Annotated in this window: 12 protein-coding genes; 6 read left to right on the top strand and 6 right to left on the bottom strand. The window is 47.7% G+C overall.

Annotated features, from left to right (window positions below):
* Positions 1–115: 115 nt before the first annotated feature.
* The 4 genes from QNO02_RS05390 to QNO02_RS05405 form a co-directional block, all read right to left on the bottom strand.
* Positions 116–1,063 carry an iron-hydroxamate ABC transporter substrate-binding protein gene (locus tag QNO02_RS05390; RefSeq protein WP_289391343.1) on the bottom strand — a complete coding sequence of 316 codons (948 nt, stop codon included), beginning with the start codon at positions 1,061–1,063 and terminating at the stop codon, positions 116–118.
* A 61-nt stretch (positions 1,064–1,124) separates the two neighbouring features.
* Positions 1,125–2,141, bottom strand: coding sequence for a FecCD family ABC transporter permease (locus QNO02_RS05395; protein WP_091034232.1), 1,017 nt, complete (start codon positions 2,139–2,141; stop codon positions 1,125–1,127).
* Between the two features lie 2 nt (positions 2,142–2,143).
* The gene (locus QNO02_RS05400; protein WP_353959105.1) at positions 2,144–3,217 is read right to left on the bottom strand and encodes a FecCD family ABC transporter permease; all 1,074 of its coding nucleotides are present in this window, start codon (positions 3,215–3,217) and stop codon (positions 2,144–2,146) included.
* Between the two features lie 99 nt (positions 3,218–3,316).
* On the bottom strand, positions 3,317–5,047 hold the full coding sequence (locus QNO02_RS05405; RefSeq protein ID WP_289391344.1) for an AraC family transcriptional regulator: 1,731 nt from the start codon (positions 5,045–5,047) through the stop codon (positions 3,317–3,319).
* Between the two features lie 486 nt (positions 5,048–5,533).
* Between QNO02_RS05405 and QNO02_RS05410 the strand changes: the two genes are divergently transcribed.
* Both QNO02_RS05410 and QNO02_RS05415 read left to right on the top strand, forming a co-directional pair.
* The gene (locus QNO02_RS05410; RefSeq protein WP_289391345.1) at positions 5,534–6,535 is read left to right on the top strand and encodes a Gfo/Idh/MocA family protein; all 1,002 of its coding nucleotides are present in this window, start codon (positions 5,534–5,536) and stop codon (positions 6,533–6,535) included.
* A 21-nt stretch (positions 6,536–6,556) separates the two neighbouring features.
* Positions 6,557–7,180: a pyroglutamyl-peptidase I gene (locus QNO02_RS05415; RefSeq protein ID WP_289391346.1), complete on the top strand. Its 624-nt coding sequence runs from the start codon at positions 6,557–6,559 to the stop codon at positions 7,178–7,180.
* A 1,209-nt stretch (positions 7,181–8,389) separates the two neighbouring features.
* On the opposite strand, the gene QNO02_RS05420 is transcribed toward QNO02_RS05415, so the two are convergent.
* Both QNO02_RS05420 and QNO02_RS05425 read right to left on the bottom strand, forming a co-directional pair.
* On the bottom strand, positions 8,390–9,232 hold the full coding sequence (locus QNO02_RS05420; protein ID WP_289391347.1) for a 1,4-dihydroxy-6-naphtoate synthase: 843 nt from the start codon (positions 9,230–9,232) through the stop codon (positions 8,390–8,392).
* Positions 9,229–10,134 carry a futalosine hydrolase gene (locus tag QNO02_RS05425; protein WP_289391348.1) on the bottom strand — a complete coding sequence of 302 codons (906 nt, stop codon included), beginning with the start codon at positions 10,132–10,134 and terminating at the stop codon, positions 9,229–9,231. Before QNO02_RS05425 ends, QNO02_RS05420 begins: the two co-directional genes overlap by 4 nt.
* A 1,134-nt stretch (positions 10,135–11,268) precedes the next feature.
* Here QNO02_RS05425 and QNO02_RS05430 point away from each other — a divergent pair.
* The 4 genes from QNO02_RS05430 (at position 11,269) to QNO02_RS05445 (ending at position 15,947) form a co-directional block, all read left to right on the top strand.
* Positions 11,269–11,658 carry a GntR family transcriptional regulator gene (locus QNO02_RS05430; RefSeq protein WP_091034217.1) on the top strand — a complete coding sequence of 130 codons (390 nt, stop codon included), beginning with the start codon at positions 11,269–11,271 and terminating at the stop codon, positions 11,656–11,658.
* On the top strand, positions 11,651–12,553 hold the full coding sequence (locus QNO02_RS05435) for an ABC transporter ATP-binding protein (protein WP_289391349.1): 903 nt from the start codon (positions 11,651–11,653) through the stop codon (positions 12,551–12,553). Before QNO02_RS05430 ends, QNO02_RS05435 begins: the two co-directional genes overlap by 8 nt.
* Positions 12,528–14,555 carry a hypothetical protein gene (locus tag QNO02_RS05440; RefSeq protein ID WP_289391350.1) on the top strand — a complete coding sequence of 676 codons (2,028 nt, stop codon included), beginning with the start codon at positions 12,528–12,530 and terminating at the stop codon, positions 14,553–14,555. Before QNO02_RS05435 ends, QNO02_RS05440 begins: the two co-directional genes overlap by 26 nt.
* A 288-nt stretch (positions 14,556–14,843) precedes the next feature.
* Positions 14,844–15,947, top strand: a complete 1,104-nt coding sequence (locus QNO02_RS05445; protein ID WP_289391351.1) for a hypothetical protein — start codon at positions 14,844–14,846, stop codon at positions 15,945–15,947.
* Positions 15,948–15,977: the final 30 nt, after the last annotated feature.

The raw sequence follows: 15,977 nt of genomic DNA on the forward strand, positions 1-15,977 counted from the left end.
CCTCAGCTTTGAGGGGAATATACCGTAAGTATGATTCATACCTACGCTGTTCCAATTCAAAGTGAGGTTTTTTATTGTTTTTTATAGATGATAGGTATCAGATGTATCGGACACTTTATTTTTTGGAGAACATTTCTTTGGCTTCATCCATGGCCATTTTATTACCGATCGATGAGTAATCGAGCCAAGGTTGTGCACCAATCGGGTAGACATGACCGGCTTTGACTGCTTTCAGACCTTGCCAGATCGGATTGTTTTGCAGCTCCTTGAACATGGTCTGGGCTTCATCATCCGAATTCACAACCACAAAGATTGCATCTGCATCATAGTCCGGCAATATTTCACGGGAGACGACTTGATACGGTTTAGTCGAATCGATATCTGTGATCCCTTTGGCAGGAGTCAGACCAAGATCCTCATACAAAATGGGACCCATGGGACGACGTGTACTGAACACACGTAATTCCTTGGCAGTAACACGGATCGCCATTACTGTTCCATCACCAATCGTGTCTTGAATCAGAGATTTCACTTCTTCCGTTTCGGTCGCGTAGTCCTGAATGTATTGATCGGCTTCCTTCTCGCGATTCACGAGTTTGCCAATGTCTTTCAAATGATCGCGCCATGTACCGTCATCCAGATTGAAGACATGCACCGGAGCAATTTTTTCGAATTTGGCAATATCACCACCGGAGAATTCTTCGTCCAGATAGATCACATCGGGTTTCAGGGCAAGCAAAGCTTCCATATCCGGGTCTTTAACCGGACCAAGTGGCGTTGTATTTTGAAGTTGATCAGCAACATGGGACAGGAAACCTTTGGCTTCGCCACCGATAACGGAACCAACTGGAGTAATACCGAGAGACAGCAGATCATTGGTCAGATGGATCGACATGGAGGCAATACGTGGCTCTCCTGAACTTGCACTGTTGTCCTGATTTTTGCTTGAAGTATCCGTGGACGATCCGTCAGAAGCAGATGATGAATTATTGGCCGTTCCACAGGCTGCGAGCACAAGCACCAGACAGATACTCATGACAAGCATAAGATTTTTCTTTAACATGGGTAGTCACATTCTCCTTGAACATCTCTTGGATGTCTTTATTGTTTTTTGAAAAAAAAGATCACTTGCTTCGTACTAAAAGGTACAAAAAGTAAGGCGCACCAATCGCAGCAACCACCACGCCTGCCGGAATGGCGTTAGGCTGAAAGATCGTTCGCCCGATCGTATCGGCGGTCACCAGAATAACCATACCGATGAGTCCGGCAGCAGGGATCAGATGCCGATGCATCGGACCGACAAGCCTGCGCGCCAGATGTGGCGCTGCCAGACCGATAAAGCCGATCCCGCCAGCCATCGATACACTAACGGCAGACAAGGCCACGGCGCAGAGCAGCAAAATAATACGCTGGGATCGGACAGGTGTCCCGATACTGGTTGCGGCAGCATCTCCAAGATTGAAGGCATCGAGCGTTTTGGATCGACTCCAGATGTACGAGATACATAACACCACCCAAGGAAGCAATGCTTGCACATGAATCCAATCCCGGCCCCAGACGCTACCTGCCAACCAGCGAGCGGCAAAGGAATAGGTGTCTTCATCCAGACGCAGGGATAGGTAGAGTGTCAACGCATGGAACCCGGCCGCTACCGCGATTCCCACCAGAATCAGCTTAATGGGTGATACGCCGTTGTGCCGATCATAGGACAGCAGCATGATGATCAGAGCGGCGGCAACACTGCCTGCAAAAGCAAACAACGGGATCAGCAAGGCCACAGAGCCATCCATTGTAAAGGAGAGACTAACAAACACCATTAGTCCAAATGCTGCCCCCGCATGTAATCCCAGAATACCCGGGTCCGCCAGTGGATTGCGGGTAATCCCTTGCAGGGCTGCTCCAGCAATACCAAGTCCTGCTCCGGCCAGTACAGTTACAAGGATGCGAGGAAGTCGGTAATCAAACAGTACAATTTGATCATCCGAACTGCCATTACCAAACAAAGTCTGTAACACAGCCACTGGGGAGAGACGAATGGTTCCCGTGTTCAGGCTGATCACAATAACGGCAATGGCGATGCAGAGCAGCGTGATACTGACAACTATCGAACGTTTACCTCGTGAGGGTGTATTAAAATTCATCGCTACAAGGCCCTCCTTTCTTTACGGGCCAGATAGAGGAAGAACGGTACACCGACAAAAGCGACCATAATGCCTACCGCGAGTTCCTCGGGCGGGTTCACGATGCGTGATCCCAGATCGGCGAGCACCAGTAATATCGCTCCCAGCAGTGAAGACATCGGAATGATGAGTCGATAATCCACACCCAAAAGTTTGCGTGAGATATGGGGGATGACGAGCCCGACAAATCCAATTGAGCCTACTGCCGACACGGACACACCAGCTAGCACAACAACCGCTGCGAGGGCGAGAAACCTCGTCCAACGCAGGTTAATTCCGAGATTAATCGCTACTTCTTCACCGAGCGACATAAGGGATACACGCCGGGCGAGTGGCATAATCAGTACTAGTGTGGCGAGCAGCACGGGAAGAATCAGCTTGAGATGCCGCCATTCAATTCCGCCAAACCCACCAGCATACCAGAAGGCCAGATCCTGACTCAGGTCAAAATAAATGGCAACTCCTGTGCTGAGCGAGGTTAACATGGCTGCAATAACGGCCCCGGCAACGGTCAGTCTAATGGAATTCAGACCACCAGGTGCTGCCATTCCAAGCAGGAAGATAAGCAGTGTGCCCAGAACAGCCCCCACGAATGATAAAAACATAATCCAGCCGTACGGCAGTCCGGGCCAAAAGGCAAAGCTCAGTGCTACGAAAAAAGTGGCTCCAGCATTGATGCCCAGAATGCCCGTGTCTGCCAGCGGATTACGCGTAATACCTTGCATTAAAGCTCCTGCAACGGCAAAGGCAGCGCCGATAATAACCGCGGCAAGGACACGAGGCAGCCGCAGCTCATGAATAATCTGATGTGGCGTCAAAGCTGGGTTGTACTGAAATATGGCAGCCCATACGGTTTCCAGCGTTAACCCTTTGGCACCTAAAGAGATTGCGACAAACATACTTAGCAGCAGTATGGCTATGGCAGACAAAAACGTCAGCCCAACGGTCACTGCAGATTTTTTTGAATTAGACGGACGATGTGGCAGTCCCGGATGTTGAATACGGGTCACTCCTTTGGTACCAACAACGCATTTCATTGTTATTGATTATCATTATCAATTAGTGATCATTATAGAATCTTAATTCAGGCCCGTACATGGCATAAATTAAGATTCTGGAGATGGACATTTTTTAGATTACAAAAGTGAAGGTTTGTTCGTCAACATAGAGAGCGCTTCATCGAGCTGGATGTTGATGGAATATGGAGCATATACGACCCATGAGTTCCAGTCGATGAGATGTACACGTCCGTTTTTTACCGCAGGATGGCTGTTCCATAGTGGATTCGAAGCCATCTCTTTCAACAGTGTTGCCTTTTCATGCATAGAATTAATCGCCAGTACCAGCACATCTGCCTCCAGTCCGTCCCATTCCCCTGGTGTGAAGGGCAGCCAGTTGAATCCAACGCCGGGAGATTTGCCAGCCAGTTCGGTCTGAATCCGCTGAGGAGCGGCCAATTGCAAGGTTCGATAAAAGACATGTCCGAAGTTGCGATGGCTGTACATCCGTGGACCTTTAGGCGTTAACGTGCCAACGGCAACGGTAATCTCCCCGACCAATTCCTTCATTTTTTTGCGTGCACGCTCCGCTTTGCGCTCATGTCGATCGAGCCAATCTGTCGCTGCCTGGGTACGATCCACAATGGATGCAATCTGATGCAGATGACCAAAGACGTCTGTCTGGTTCCAGGGAATCGTGATGATGGGGGCGACATCGCCAATATGCTCCATCGCTTTTGCAGCTGCATTGTCCTTGGTCAGAATCAATTCAGGATTTACATCCAGGAAGGCCTGACGTCCCTGTTCCCACGGTTCATAAGCGTGGAAGGGCAGTGCCAGCGATTTGGGCATATGAGGCAGGTGGCCCTGAATCTGAGCTGCGCATGGCGTGATGCCAAGTGTCATCAGGTGGTCCGTGTATGGATAGGAGAGCGACACGATATTCCGATGGACCTGCTTCGCATAGGAAGTGGGGGCATATCCAGCATGGTTCCGGAAACGTCGGCTGAAATAGAATTCGTCACGGTAACCCACTTCACGAGCCACATCACGGATACGCAGATCGGAAGTGAGCAACAATTCCTTGGCCCGGTTCATACGCAGATGAGTGATGTATTCAATCGGATTTTTCTGCATGCGGCTCTTGAATAGCTGCGAGTAATAGGATGGATGCATGTCAGCCAGTTCAGCCAACTTTTCCAGCTTGATCTCGTGCATGTAGTTTTCGCGCATGTATTGCAGGGTGGACCTGAGCCACTGTTCGGGTTCATCCTGTCCAGCCACTACGTCAGTCTGGTCTTCTTGAGGCCAGAGTATATGTAACAGTTCTGTCAGGAGGAGCTGTGCTTTCAAGCCTGTTTCCAGTCCTTCTTGGGTTAATTGTGTAAGCTGTGCGGCAATGCGCTGTATACCGTAAAATGGGCCCTGAATCCAGCCTGTAACAGGTGAACTGAGCTCACGTTCGTAGATTCGTCTGGCTTTTGTCTTCTCCGTAGCCCGATACAGATCAAAGTGAATGATATACAGTTCAATATCATGGTCTTCATCTCCGATCAGTTCAATTGCAGTTCCTGGTGTGCACAGACAAGCTGATTTGCGAACCACGTGGGATTCGGTCTCATTCATGATCAGTTGGCCTGTGAATTTGTGCATGTATATGAAGGTATGATGAGCTAGCTCAGTTGTGGACCAGCGCCATTTCCCACGGGTTATTATATGTTCTGCCTGACGAAGTTCAATCAGGGTATCATTCAGGAAGGCATCCAGGCCTGCCCGGGTTGAGGATTCCTTTTCTGCATTGGGACTTGTCTGCTGATGTAACATGTGTGGATTCATGCCGCTGTGGGTGGTACCGGGAATGGTAGTCATGGTGCTATGCGACCTCCTCTCTTTTGAACAGTTAGGTAATGATTGAATCTGGAACGTACCATATTTTCTTGGACCTGAAGGTCTTTCTTGAACAACTATTGATGCGTTTTGAATGATGTTATGATTACTGGCTGCCTTGTCCAAAGCGCGTTTGCAGTATAGTCAGGGTTTTATGAATAGCACACGGGTATGATCCCGTTATCAGATGTGATCGATAGTTTAACCAGATTGTCGCTAGTTACAAGTATGTTTAGGGACAAGACTTCTTGGCCCTAGTCTGCTGATAATCTTAGCAAATCTACTGGAGAATTGAAATGTACACAGATATGTTCGAGGCCCTGATGAGCTTGAATTCTATTGAAAGCACATAATCGAAATCGTTTTCTGACGTAAGCGTTTCTTTTTGGTAAAATAAAGGGGATAACATGTTGGCCTGATCTGAATCATGAACCTTTTCAACTCAAATTGCAGTAGGGAGGCTTTAATATGACAGAAGTAGTGGGACGGGACAAAGTACGCTGGGGCATTATGGGCACGGGATGGATTGCATCCCAGTTTGCAAAGGATTTGGAGCATGCCGGGAACGCAGAGAAAGCAGCGGTAGGTTCACGGACAGCGGGAAGTGCGGAGAAGTTTGCAGCTGAATATGGTTTTGCACGCGCTTACGGTTCTTATGATGAGATGCTTCAGGATCCTGAGGTAGATATTATCTATGTGGCCACACCTCATCCTGTGCATAAGGAGAATGTAATGGCTTGTCTGGAGGCAGGTAAAGCGGTGCTCTGTGAAAAGCCGTTTACGATGAATGCGCGTCAGTTGGAGCAACTGGTGGAGACGGCACGGGAGCGCAACCTTTTCCTGATGGAAGGGATGTGGACACGCTTTTTGCCACCAATCGCTCAAGCCAGAGCATGGATTGCAGAAGGACGAATCGGTGAAGTACGTTTGCTCCAGGCAGACTTTGGATTCCGTGTTGGCTGGGAGCCGGAAGGAAGGTTGCTTAATCCGGATCTGGGTGGGGGCGCATTGCTGGATGCAGGAGTGTACCCGATTTCTTTTGCTTCGATGATCTTTGGCGAACAGCCCCAGCATGTATGGAGTACGGCCAATATCGGTGAGACGGGTGTGGATGAGCAGTTTTCCGTATTGTTGTCCTATTCCGAGGGACGTTCGGCATCACTGAGTGCTGCCATTCGTCTGAACCTTAGCAATGAAGCGGTCATATACGGTACGGAAGGCAAGATTCGTCTACCTTTATTCCTGGCGGGCAAAGAAGCCTATCTGCATGTGAATGGTCAGGACGAGCCGGAGAAGTTCACGGATGATCGAACATGTATTGGTTATGCTTTTGAGGCGGAAGAAGCGGGACGTTGTATCCTCGAAGGTCGGACGGAGAGCCACACCATTAAACTGGACGAATCCCTGGAAATCATGAAGCTGATGGACACAATTCGGGGCCAGTGGGGATTGCGTTACAAATCGGAGTAAACAGAGAGGAGCTGACGTGTGATGGTGAAGATTCTGATATCCGGGTTTGAACCTTTTGGCGGGGATGCGGTGAATCCCACCGGAGCGTTAATGGAAGCTCTTGCAAACGAAGTGATCGAGGGTGCTGAGCTAAAAACAGTACTGTTGCCCGTGCACTTCGATGAATGTGCAGACCTGCTGATCGCAGAGATGGAAGCCTATCGGCCAGATGTTGTCATCGCCTGTGGGCTGGCCAAGGGCAGAACATCCATCACACCGGAGCGGATCGCCGTGAATGTCAAAGACATTCCGCCTGGCTCCTATGCAGATAACCAGGGGCAGCGTCCGGTGGACGAGCCGATTGTAGACGGCAGCCCGGACGGATTGTTCTCCACGTTGCCCATACGTGCCATGGTGAATGACATGTCCGCAGCAGGTATTCCCGCTACCGTGTCCAATACAGCAGGTACATATATCTGCAACAACACGATGTACCGGGTACTGGATCACATTCGAGTAGGGCAACTTCCGATCCGTGCCGGATTTGTACACTTTCCCGCCTCCACAGAGATGGCTGTGTTGCAGCCTTCCGTCCCTTCGCTGCCTATTCCCGTGATGCTGGATGCGCTGCGGATGATGATCCGCACGATTGTGGCTGAATCGTAGGGAATGGTTGCGATCGTTTGGCTGCGGTTGCAGCAGATCATAGGCGATGGTTGGCTTCGTAGACCGCAGTTGTGAAAGGGAGAGTAGTGGGGTGGGATGATGGAGTACAGTAGGGTTCAAGATGACGTGTAGAGCGTGGAGTTGCATGGGGTTCTTTCTGCTTCAATCTTGGGTTGAGTAAAGTGATAGATATGAGTATAAATATGAAGTCGAATATAAAGTCAAAAAAAGAGCTGTCCCGTCGTCATAAGTCTGACGTTAGGGGACAGCTCTTTCTATATCATGTGTCATGTGTAGTCCAACATGGTTAGTGAGGCCATTAGTTTGCAGCAAGCATCTTGATGCAAGTTTTTAGCCTAGTTAAAAATTACACTCTAAAACCGCAAACCGCAAACCGCATACCACAACCACAACCACAAACCACAACCACAAACCCGAAACCCGAAACCCGAAACCCGGTAAGGCTTATACAACTTTTGCTGGAAAGTAGGGATTCAGTGAAAAAGGTAGGTGGGAGTTAAAGGACAGACTCCGATTCGTGTGCCTTCTGAATACAACCTTTATTAACCCAAAGTAACCAAGCCCTTAAAAACAAGACGTTAGAACACGACCATCACCTTGGCTAGCTAAGAAGTTTGTATCCACTAATGTACCCGATGCAGGACTCTAACGAATCGAGCGCACGTTATTCGCTGGAAATACGTACATACCAATTTCTAACGAATCGTAGAAGCGTTATTCTGTGGAATGAAGCGAGTTTATCGGTGATATGACCGATTTCTAGCTGAATAGAGTGTCTGGGATTCGTTAGAATTTTCAACGCATGATATTCGGCTGAATAAGGTGCATAGGGTTCGTTAGAGAAAAACCTGCGAATTTGTAGCACCCTAAGTCTACTTTTACAAACCATTTAAATTTCTAATACTAGGATAGGCTTTTGCGAAGCTTGCTCCTCAGAACACCGTGGGACCGACTCTAACGAACCGAGCGCACGTTATTCGCTGGAAATACGCACATACCAATTTCTAACGAATCGTAGGATCGTTATTTTGCGAAATTATGCGAGTTGGTCGGTGATATGAACGAATTTTAGCCGAATACGGTGTCTGAGATTCTTTAGAAATCTCATACCGCGTTATTCGGCTAAATAAGATGCGCTGTGTTCTTTAGATATAGAACGAAGAGAAACTAACTCAAATTAAAGCAAAGTTAGATCCGCAACAGATCAAGATCGAACTCGGGAACGAGTCCTTCTTTCATGGCACGTCCAAGCAGTGCAGTAATCGCACCGTAGCCATCATCGCCCAGGTTGGCGCTGAATTCGTTAACATACAGTCCGATATGCTGTGCAGCTACGTCAGGGTCCATTTCTTGGGCATGTTCCATAACGTATGCTCTCGACTCATCCGGGTGCGCCCATGCATATTCAACGGAGGCGCGTGCCCATCCGGCGAGGGCATGAGCATCCATGTTGCGACGTGCAATGATTGCTCCAAGCGGAATCGGAAGACCCGTATCGCTTTCCCACCAGTTACCAAGATCCGTCATTAGTTTGAGATCATAGTTCTGGTACGTGAAACGTGCTTCATGGATGACAAGTCCGGCATCGATCTTGCCGTCTCGCATAGCGGGCATGATCTGGTCGAATGGCATGACCACAATCTCGCCTACACCGCCCGGAACATTTTGCGCTGCCCACAGACGGAATAGTAGATATGCTGTTGAGCGTTCACTAGGCACAGCAACCCGTCGTCCAGACAGATAGGCTGGATCGGTTGTACCGTTTGCGGTCAGAACCAGCGGACCACAACCTCTGCCGAGTGCGCCTCCAGCAGGAAGCAGAGCATAGTCAGATAACACGTATGGCAGTGCTGCATAAGATATTTTCATCACTTCAGGTGTGTCAGGTCCATCGGGATTTGCCGCCAGACCATTGGTAATATCAATATCAGCATAACGGACATCCAGCTCAGGTGCGCCCGGGATCAATCCGTGCACCCACGCGTGAAAGATAAATGTATCATTTGGACAAGGGGAAAATGCAATTTTCATGATGTAATAACCTCCCGTAAAATGGAACTTGCAGCCTGAAGCGCATCGAGGGCATCCTTGATGCGCCAAGCGTCGCGGTCGCGTGGACCGACCGCGTTGGATATGGCCCGCAGTTCGAGTGCTGGCACGCCGAACTGCTGGGCAGCTGTTGCCACGCCGAAGCCTTCCATGCCTTCGGCGGCGGCATCCGGCACGCGGCGCAATAGCTCCGCGGCCGTCTCCGCTGTTCCGGTCGCCGTGGAAACGGTGACCGCAGTGCCTCCGCTGACAGCGAGCCCGGCCCGCTGCAGCTCATGGCGCAGGCGAGCGGCAAGCTCCGCGTCCGCCGCCACAATGGACGAGCCGAATCCGAGCTCGTCCACACTAAGGAAGCCATCTGGCGTCTGCGAGCCCAGATCGGCAGCAACCATGGCGTCGGCTACCACGAGGGAGCCGACGTCTGCCCGGCCGGGGAACCCGCCGCCGATGCCGGCACTGATCACCAGCATGTAGGCTGGTGAAGATCCGGCTCCGGCAAGGGGCCCCGGCCTTGAAGATGTGGCAGATGCCTGTGCCACATCGGATGGGCTTGGCGCAGTAGAACCTTGCGCCAAAGCCCTTGTGCTTGCAGCCGCTACGGCATATGCCAATGTAGCGGCTGTTCCTGCTGCGGCCGAGGCTGGGCCAACGCCCGCAGCAATGACGTCAAATCGTTCCGCGGCCGTGTCTCCCAAGCCGCGGAGGACCGCATCTTTCTCCGCATCAACTGCAGTTACAATTAACACACGTTGTGATGAATTTGCTTGGACCAGATTGGTATCTGAAGTCGTTGTTGTCCCGCTTAATTCTCCCTGTTGGTCACTGGTGTGGAGTGATGCGTTTGGTTCATTATTCTGATCTTCATCTTGTCTATGTTCATTCATCTCGGATTCTCCTTATGAGGTATTTGAAGCGTAGCGGATGCTTTCGAAGCAACTTCCTTATAGGAAGCTATTAGCTACACTACTTCGGGTTATTACTGCCTTCTATATTTCCGTGTACATGTATAGTTCAACTTATATAAATGGAATTCGGACATATATTTGTCCACTACAAAAGGACATTTATCTTAACTTTGTCTTTCAAAGAGTGGACACTTTTTCTAAAAAGGTACTATACCCATCCTTTAAAATAAAACACTACATATAGATGTTTTCGGACTAAAAATCACGAAAAATCTATATGTAGAATATCAATTCCAGGTTGATTACTCATGTCCGTGTCCACCCTTTGAAAGACATATCTACAATATGTATGCTCAGTGCGGACATCACGAGTTGGCACTCCAAACGAACAAATAAACGATTGAAAAGGCTGATGGTTGCCCCGACCCAATCAACGTTAATCATATATCGACCTTCGGACTTTAGACCAACAAACCCAATGAATAACGGGCCGATTCTACACTTGACCCCTGTATAGTAGCTCATTTGTGCAAACCCGAACTTAAAGCAATTACATAGTCTCGCTAACTCTAATATAGCTGCCTGCTGAACAGCCAACTACTGTGCAGACAATAGAGCTATAACGCAACACTACATATATAACGCATGACAGACCTAACAATCAATCAGGTTAAACGCGCACAAAAAAGTAATCAAGATACAGTGATTATCGAACAATATATCATCACCATCATAACGGAAGGGGAAAGACCTGAACAACCTTTGCATGTAATTCTGTCAAAAACGGTCAAGCAAAGGTTCCGTAGACGTATCACTTCAAGTAGCCAAATCTAGCCACATCGCTTCAGATAGCCATTTTGCCTCACCTCATATGAATGCTACCCTGATCGTGCCCCGTCCTAAGCCGAAATGAACCTGCTCCAAAAAAACAATATGTCAAATATACCATATGTTCTATCTTTCTTAACGTACTCCGAATAAAACAAGAAGTCAAAGTCAACGATTGACAATCTGATTCAACTGTATTAATAATAGTAGTACAGTTAATACACCTCAGATGCAGTCATTTAAACCCATAGGTTATTTCACACATTTACAGAAAGGAGGTGCGGGATGTTCGAATTAGATGTACGCAGCCGTAAGGCGATCTACGAGCAACTAGTGGACAAAGTCAAAGAAATGATCGTATACGGTATTCTAAAGCCCGACGAGCAGCTTCCTTCCGTTCGTGCGTTATCCACGCAGCTGACTGTGAATCCAAATACGATTCAGAAAGCGTATCGCGAGCTTGAACGTGAAGGTTACATTTATTCTTTGAAGGGAAAAGGGAGCTTCGTATCATCGTCTGTGGAACATCCGAATGAAGCCATGAGAGATGAGATCAGAGAGTCTCTGGTGAAGTTGATTGCAGAAGCTTCGTATTCCGGTTTGACCAAAGCGGATATGACGCTTTTGTTTGAGGAAGCGATGGCCCGTATAGAGAAGGAGGAGCCTCATGATTGAGCTGAATCAAGTCGTCAAAGCGTTTGAACAGGAAAAGGCAGTGGATGGCGTAACGATGCACATACATAAGGGGTCGATCTATGGTTTGCTCGGTTCCAACGGGGCAGGCAAGACTTCGCTGCTCAAAATGATGGCTGGCATTTACCGTCAGGACAGCGGGACTGTTCGTATCGAAGATAATGAGATTTATGAAAATATGGATCTCAAAGGCCGCACAATTTTTATGGCAGATTCGCCCTACTTTTTCCCGCAATCTTCAATAACTCAGATGGCTGCATTTTATCGTTCGGTATATCCGCGCTGGAATGAGGAACGGTTCAAGCAACTGGCTACCGTGTTCAAGCTGGATGTAAAACGCAAGTTGCATCGCATGTCCAAAGGCATGCGCCGTCAGGCAGCCGTATGGCTGGGACTTAGCTGTATGCCTGAAGTGCTGCTGATGGATGAGCCTATTGACGGCCTCGACCCGGTCATGCGCCAGCAGATCAAAAACCTGATGTTCCAGGAAGCAGCTGAGCGTCAAGTAACCATTGTCATCTCGTCGCACAACTTGCGTGAGATCGAAGATCTGTGTGACCATGTGGCGATTATGCACAAAGGCCGAATTATTGTAGAGAAGGATCTTGATGATCTGAAGGCCGATACGCATAAAATCCAGGTTGCTTTCCGCCACCCGGACCATGCGAAAGCCATGGATGAGCAGATTGATATTTTGCATGAAGAGAAACGGGGAAGTGTATCCCTGTACATTGTCAAAGGCAACCGACAACAGGTAACCGATCAATTCCGTATACATGATCCGTATCTGCTGGATGTACTGCCTCTGACGCTTGAAGAAATCTTTATCTATGAAATGGAGGACGCAGGGTATGATATTCAACCGATTGTTCTGTAACCGGGGCATCCTGATCCAAAATTTCAGACAGCATGGATGGATAGGCATTTTATATCTCATCACATTGTTGTTCTCACTTCCGCTATATATCGCTACCGAGTACAGGGATGTGCCACAACAGATTACAAGTTTGTTTCAGGCCAATGGTGAAGTGCAGATTTTGTTCGCCATCACACTCCCCGTAGCGGCTGGAATCTTTCTGTTTCGGTATATTCAGACCGGTGCACCTTCTGATCTGTTCCATAGTTTGCCGTTACGTCGTAAACATCTATTAACGGTTAACTTGTTGACCGGATATGCCATGATTTTGCTTCCAATCTGGATTACAACTGCAATTACCGGCTGGGTATGGGCAGTACTGGATCAACCTGCTTTTCTGTTTGATGGCAGTACGATCTGGATGTGGGGCTTGAGTATGAGCATCTACTCGCTATTTATGTTCATGCTTACTGTGGCGGTTGGCATGTGCATCGGGCAATCTGTGTTGCAGGGGCTTACCGTATACGCGCTCCTCTTGTTACCTGTTGTCGTATGGTTCATTATGTCACTTCATCTCCAGCATTATTTGCTTGGATATCCGTACGATGAATTGGGACGTAATTCGGAAGAAATGTCACTTGTTCTTCGCATGGCTTCAATCAGTTATGCTCCTATCACTAATGGAGAACTTATAATCTATTCGATATTCGCAATCCTGTTTGTTCCTCTGAGTTATCTGCTCTATTCGAGAAGACAGGTTGAATCTGCTACGCAAGCAGTTACGTTTACTCTTGTAAAACCTATATTCCGATTTGGTTTAATGTTTACGTTGGTTCTGATTGGCGGAGCTTACTTCACGATTATTGCTCCAAGAGGATCAGCTGGATGGGGAATATTCGGATATATTCTTGGTGGAATTGTAGGTTATATCGTTGCCGAGATGATTATTCGCAAAACATGGCTGATCTGGAGCAGCAGGCTGCTGCCCAAGCTGATTCTATATGGTATCATCGCTGGATTGGTACTGTACGTACCTATTGCCGACTGGAATGGATACGCTGCGCGAGTGCCTGAATTGAACAAGGTGAACAGCATCAAGCTTGGTGGGGAGAGTTATACCTACAGTAACGGTGTCACTCAGAAAAAGGACGATGCTCACCTCTATTCTAATGATCCGGAATACATGGGGGCAGTTATCGCTCTTCATCAAAAAATTGTGGATTCCGATCTTCCTATACTGAATGACCCAATCAATCCAGGTATGCGTAACGATGAGTATGTATTTATTAACTACAAGCTGGATAACGGCAAAGTGATCAAACGTAAATATTATATTCCAGAAGCCGAATTTCATCAGGAATTAATGGCTCTGAAACAGTCCCAGGATTACAAAAGAGTCGCCTTTGAAACGTATAAGCTGGAAGAGGATGCATTAAGTTTTGGCATTCGCTCTGCCATTAGTTCATACCGAAAGGTGTATATTAGCAATCCGGAGCAAGTCCGTGAATTCAAGGAACTCTTGAAACAGGACATTTTGGATCAGACCTATGAAGAACAGCGCTCTTCGTGGCAGTCGTTTGCTTACGCGGAGATGAATCAGGACTCGTCTTCAAAAGATCCATTCCAACCAAAAGAGATGTGGAATTTTGAGATCAAACCTGGCTATGATCGGGTATTGGCTTGGCTGAAGGAGAACAAATTATACGATCAGTTGCTTGTCCAGGCAGATGAGATTGTCTCTGCTCAGTTTGCGAAGCAGGAGATTAACAGTCCGGGTTCGCTTCAGTGGGCTACACCGCAGCCCGAATATATCGATGGAAATCTAAGTGGTAACAAACAGATAGCGACTAAAAACAAAGAAATCATTAGTGATTTGCTCAAACGTCAACGGTCTGGTTATCTAACAGAGAAAGATACCGTTTATCAGATCAAGTTGAATGTAATTCGTGGCGAGAACATCTATATGATGTTAAAAGAAGAGGATCTGACCGAGGAAATGAAAGCTATTTTGGTCAATCAATAAGCTGGGCTGTATCAGTTGTTAACTATATTCGGGAAGGGTTCTCCCGTTGTTTGAAGGGTTGATATTAGACCAGTTAAACTAGTACGACTTGACCAGATACAACGAATGGAATATATTAGAAAAAGAAAAGGTTCGAGCGACTCGTTCAATCGAATCTCATATGGAACGGCTTATGAGGGAAGCACCCGTAAGAGCAGGCAAATGCCTGACTTGCGGGTGCTTTTTTGTCGTTCGCTGATTTCGTTGGCTATTCTGCTAAGTAATTTAAAAGAAAGGGTGTAGAGATGGATGGAAACAGAAGCATGGAAGGAAACGATAAGTGAACAGGAGGCCATGGCATGTTGTTCCCTATTGGAACGATCAAGCGAAAATGATTTCTTAGATCATCATGGCTTGCTGGAAGGAAAGAAGGGTCGACAGCATATCGAAGATTTAGCTTTAAAGGACATAGATCCAATAGAGACAAGTGTAAGTGCATCTCATGTTCTTACAGGATATAGCGGTAGTCACGTAATACGTCAAAGTAAAGGCAAACCTGGTAAATTGCCATCATTGACTCATCTTATTTTCAGATCACGCCTGCTTATAGGGCTTGTAATTCTTTTCAGCGCAGGCACGATTTATTTTGCTTCAACAGCCGAGGCAGCGGGCATTGATCTTGGCGTAACAGCGCAGAAAGCCTGGGATTCCGTTTTGAACAAAGCCGACGCACAAACCAAGTTAACGTTGAAGCAAGCGTACGAGAAAGTGGGGAGCTGGAAGACACAAGAGCAGGTTTGGGAACAAAAAATAAAGACACTTCATGCCGCCAATACCGCGGAATTGGAGCGATTACGGGTAGAAATAAGACAAATCGATGATGCGAAGGTCGCAGCTCTAGTTGAAAAGGTGAAGCAAACACAAGCACGATATGAACCGCTATTCGCCCTATACAGTTCAGTCAATAGACAGTTGGATGCAGCCAAGGCCATCAAAAATAAGGAATGGAGTGCAGCAATCCGTAAGCAGGCCGACACATTGAGACCCGTTGTGAAGCTTGCCAGAGAAGACATCCGGATCAAGAAAAAGGAACTTGCTGAAGTACGTAAACGGAAGAGCGCTGAAATAAAACGTTTACGAGCTATGGTAGCAGGGGCCGACTCCACGAAGAAACAGATTCAAACGGCTAAAAAACAGGCGAGTCTGGCTAAAGAACGATATTCCAACGCATTACAACAGTTCAAACAGAGTACAAAGCAAGGCCAAACGTCACGTGTACTCAGCTCATTAAACACATTGGCTTCTGCAGCAGAGAAGTGGGCAAGCACAAAACAAAATATTCATACACTGGAGCAAAAAGTATCCACTACATATGTGAAAGTCAGACAGGAAATCGCCAAGAGACCCAAATAAGAGGAAACCTGGTTCTCCCTACTACGTACA

It is taken from the genome of Paenibacillus sp. PK1-4R, assembly GCF_030369595.1.
Taxonomy (GTDB): Bacteria; Bacillota; Bacilli; order Paenibacillales; family Paenibacillaceae; genus Paenibacillus.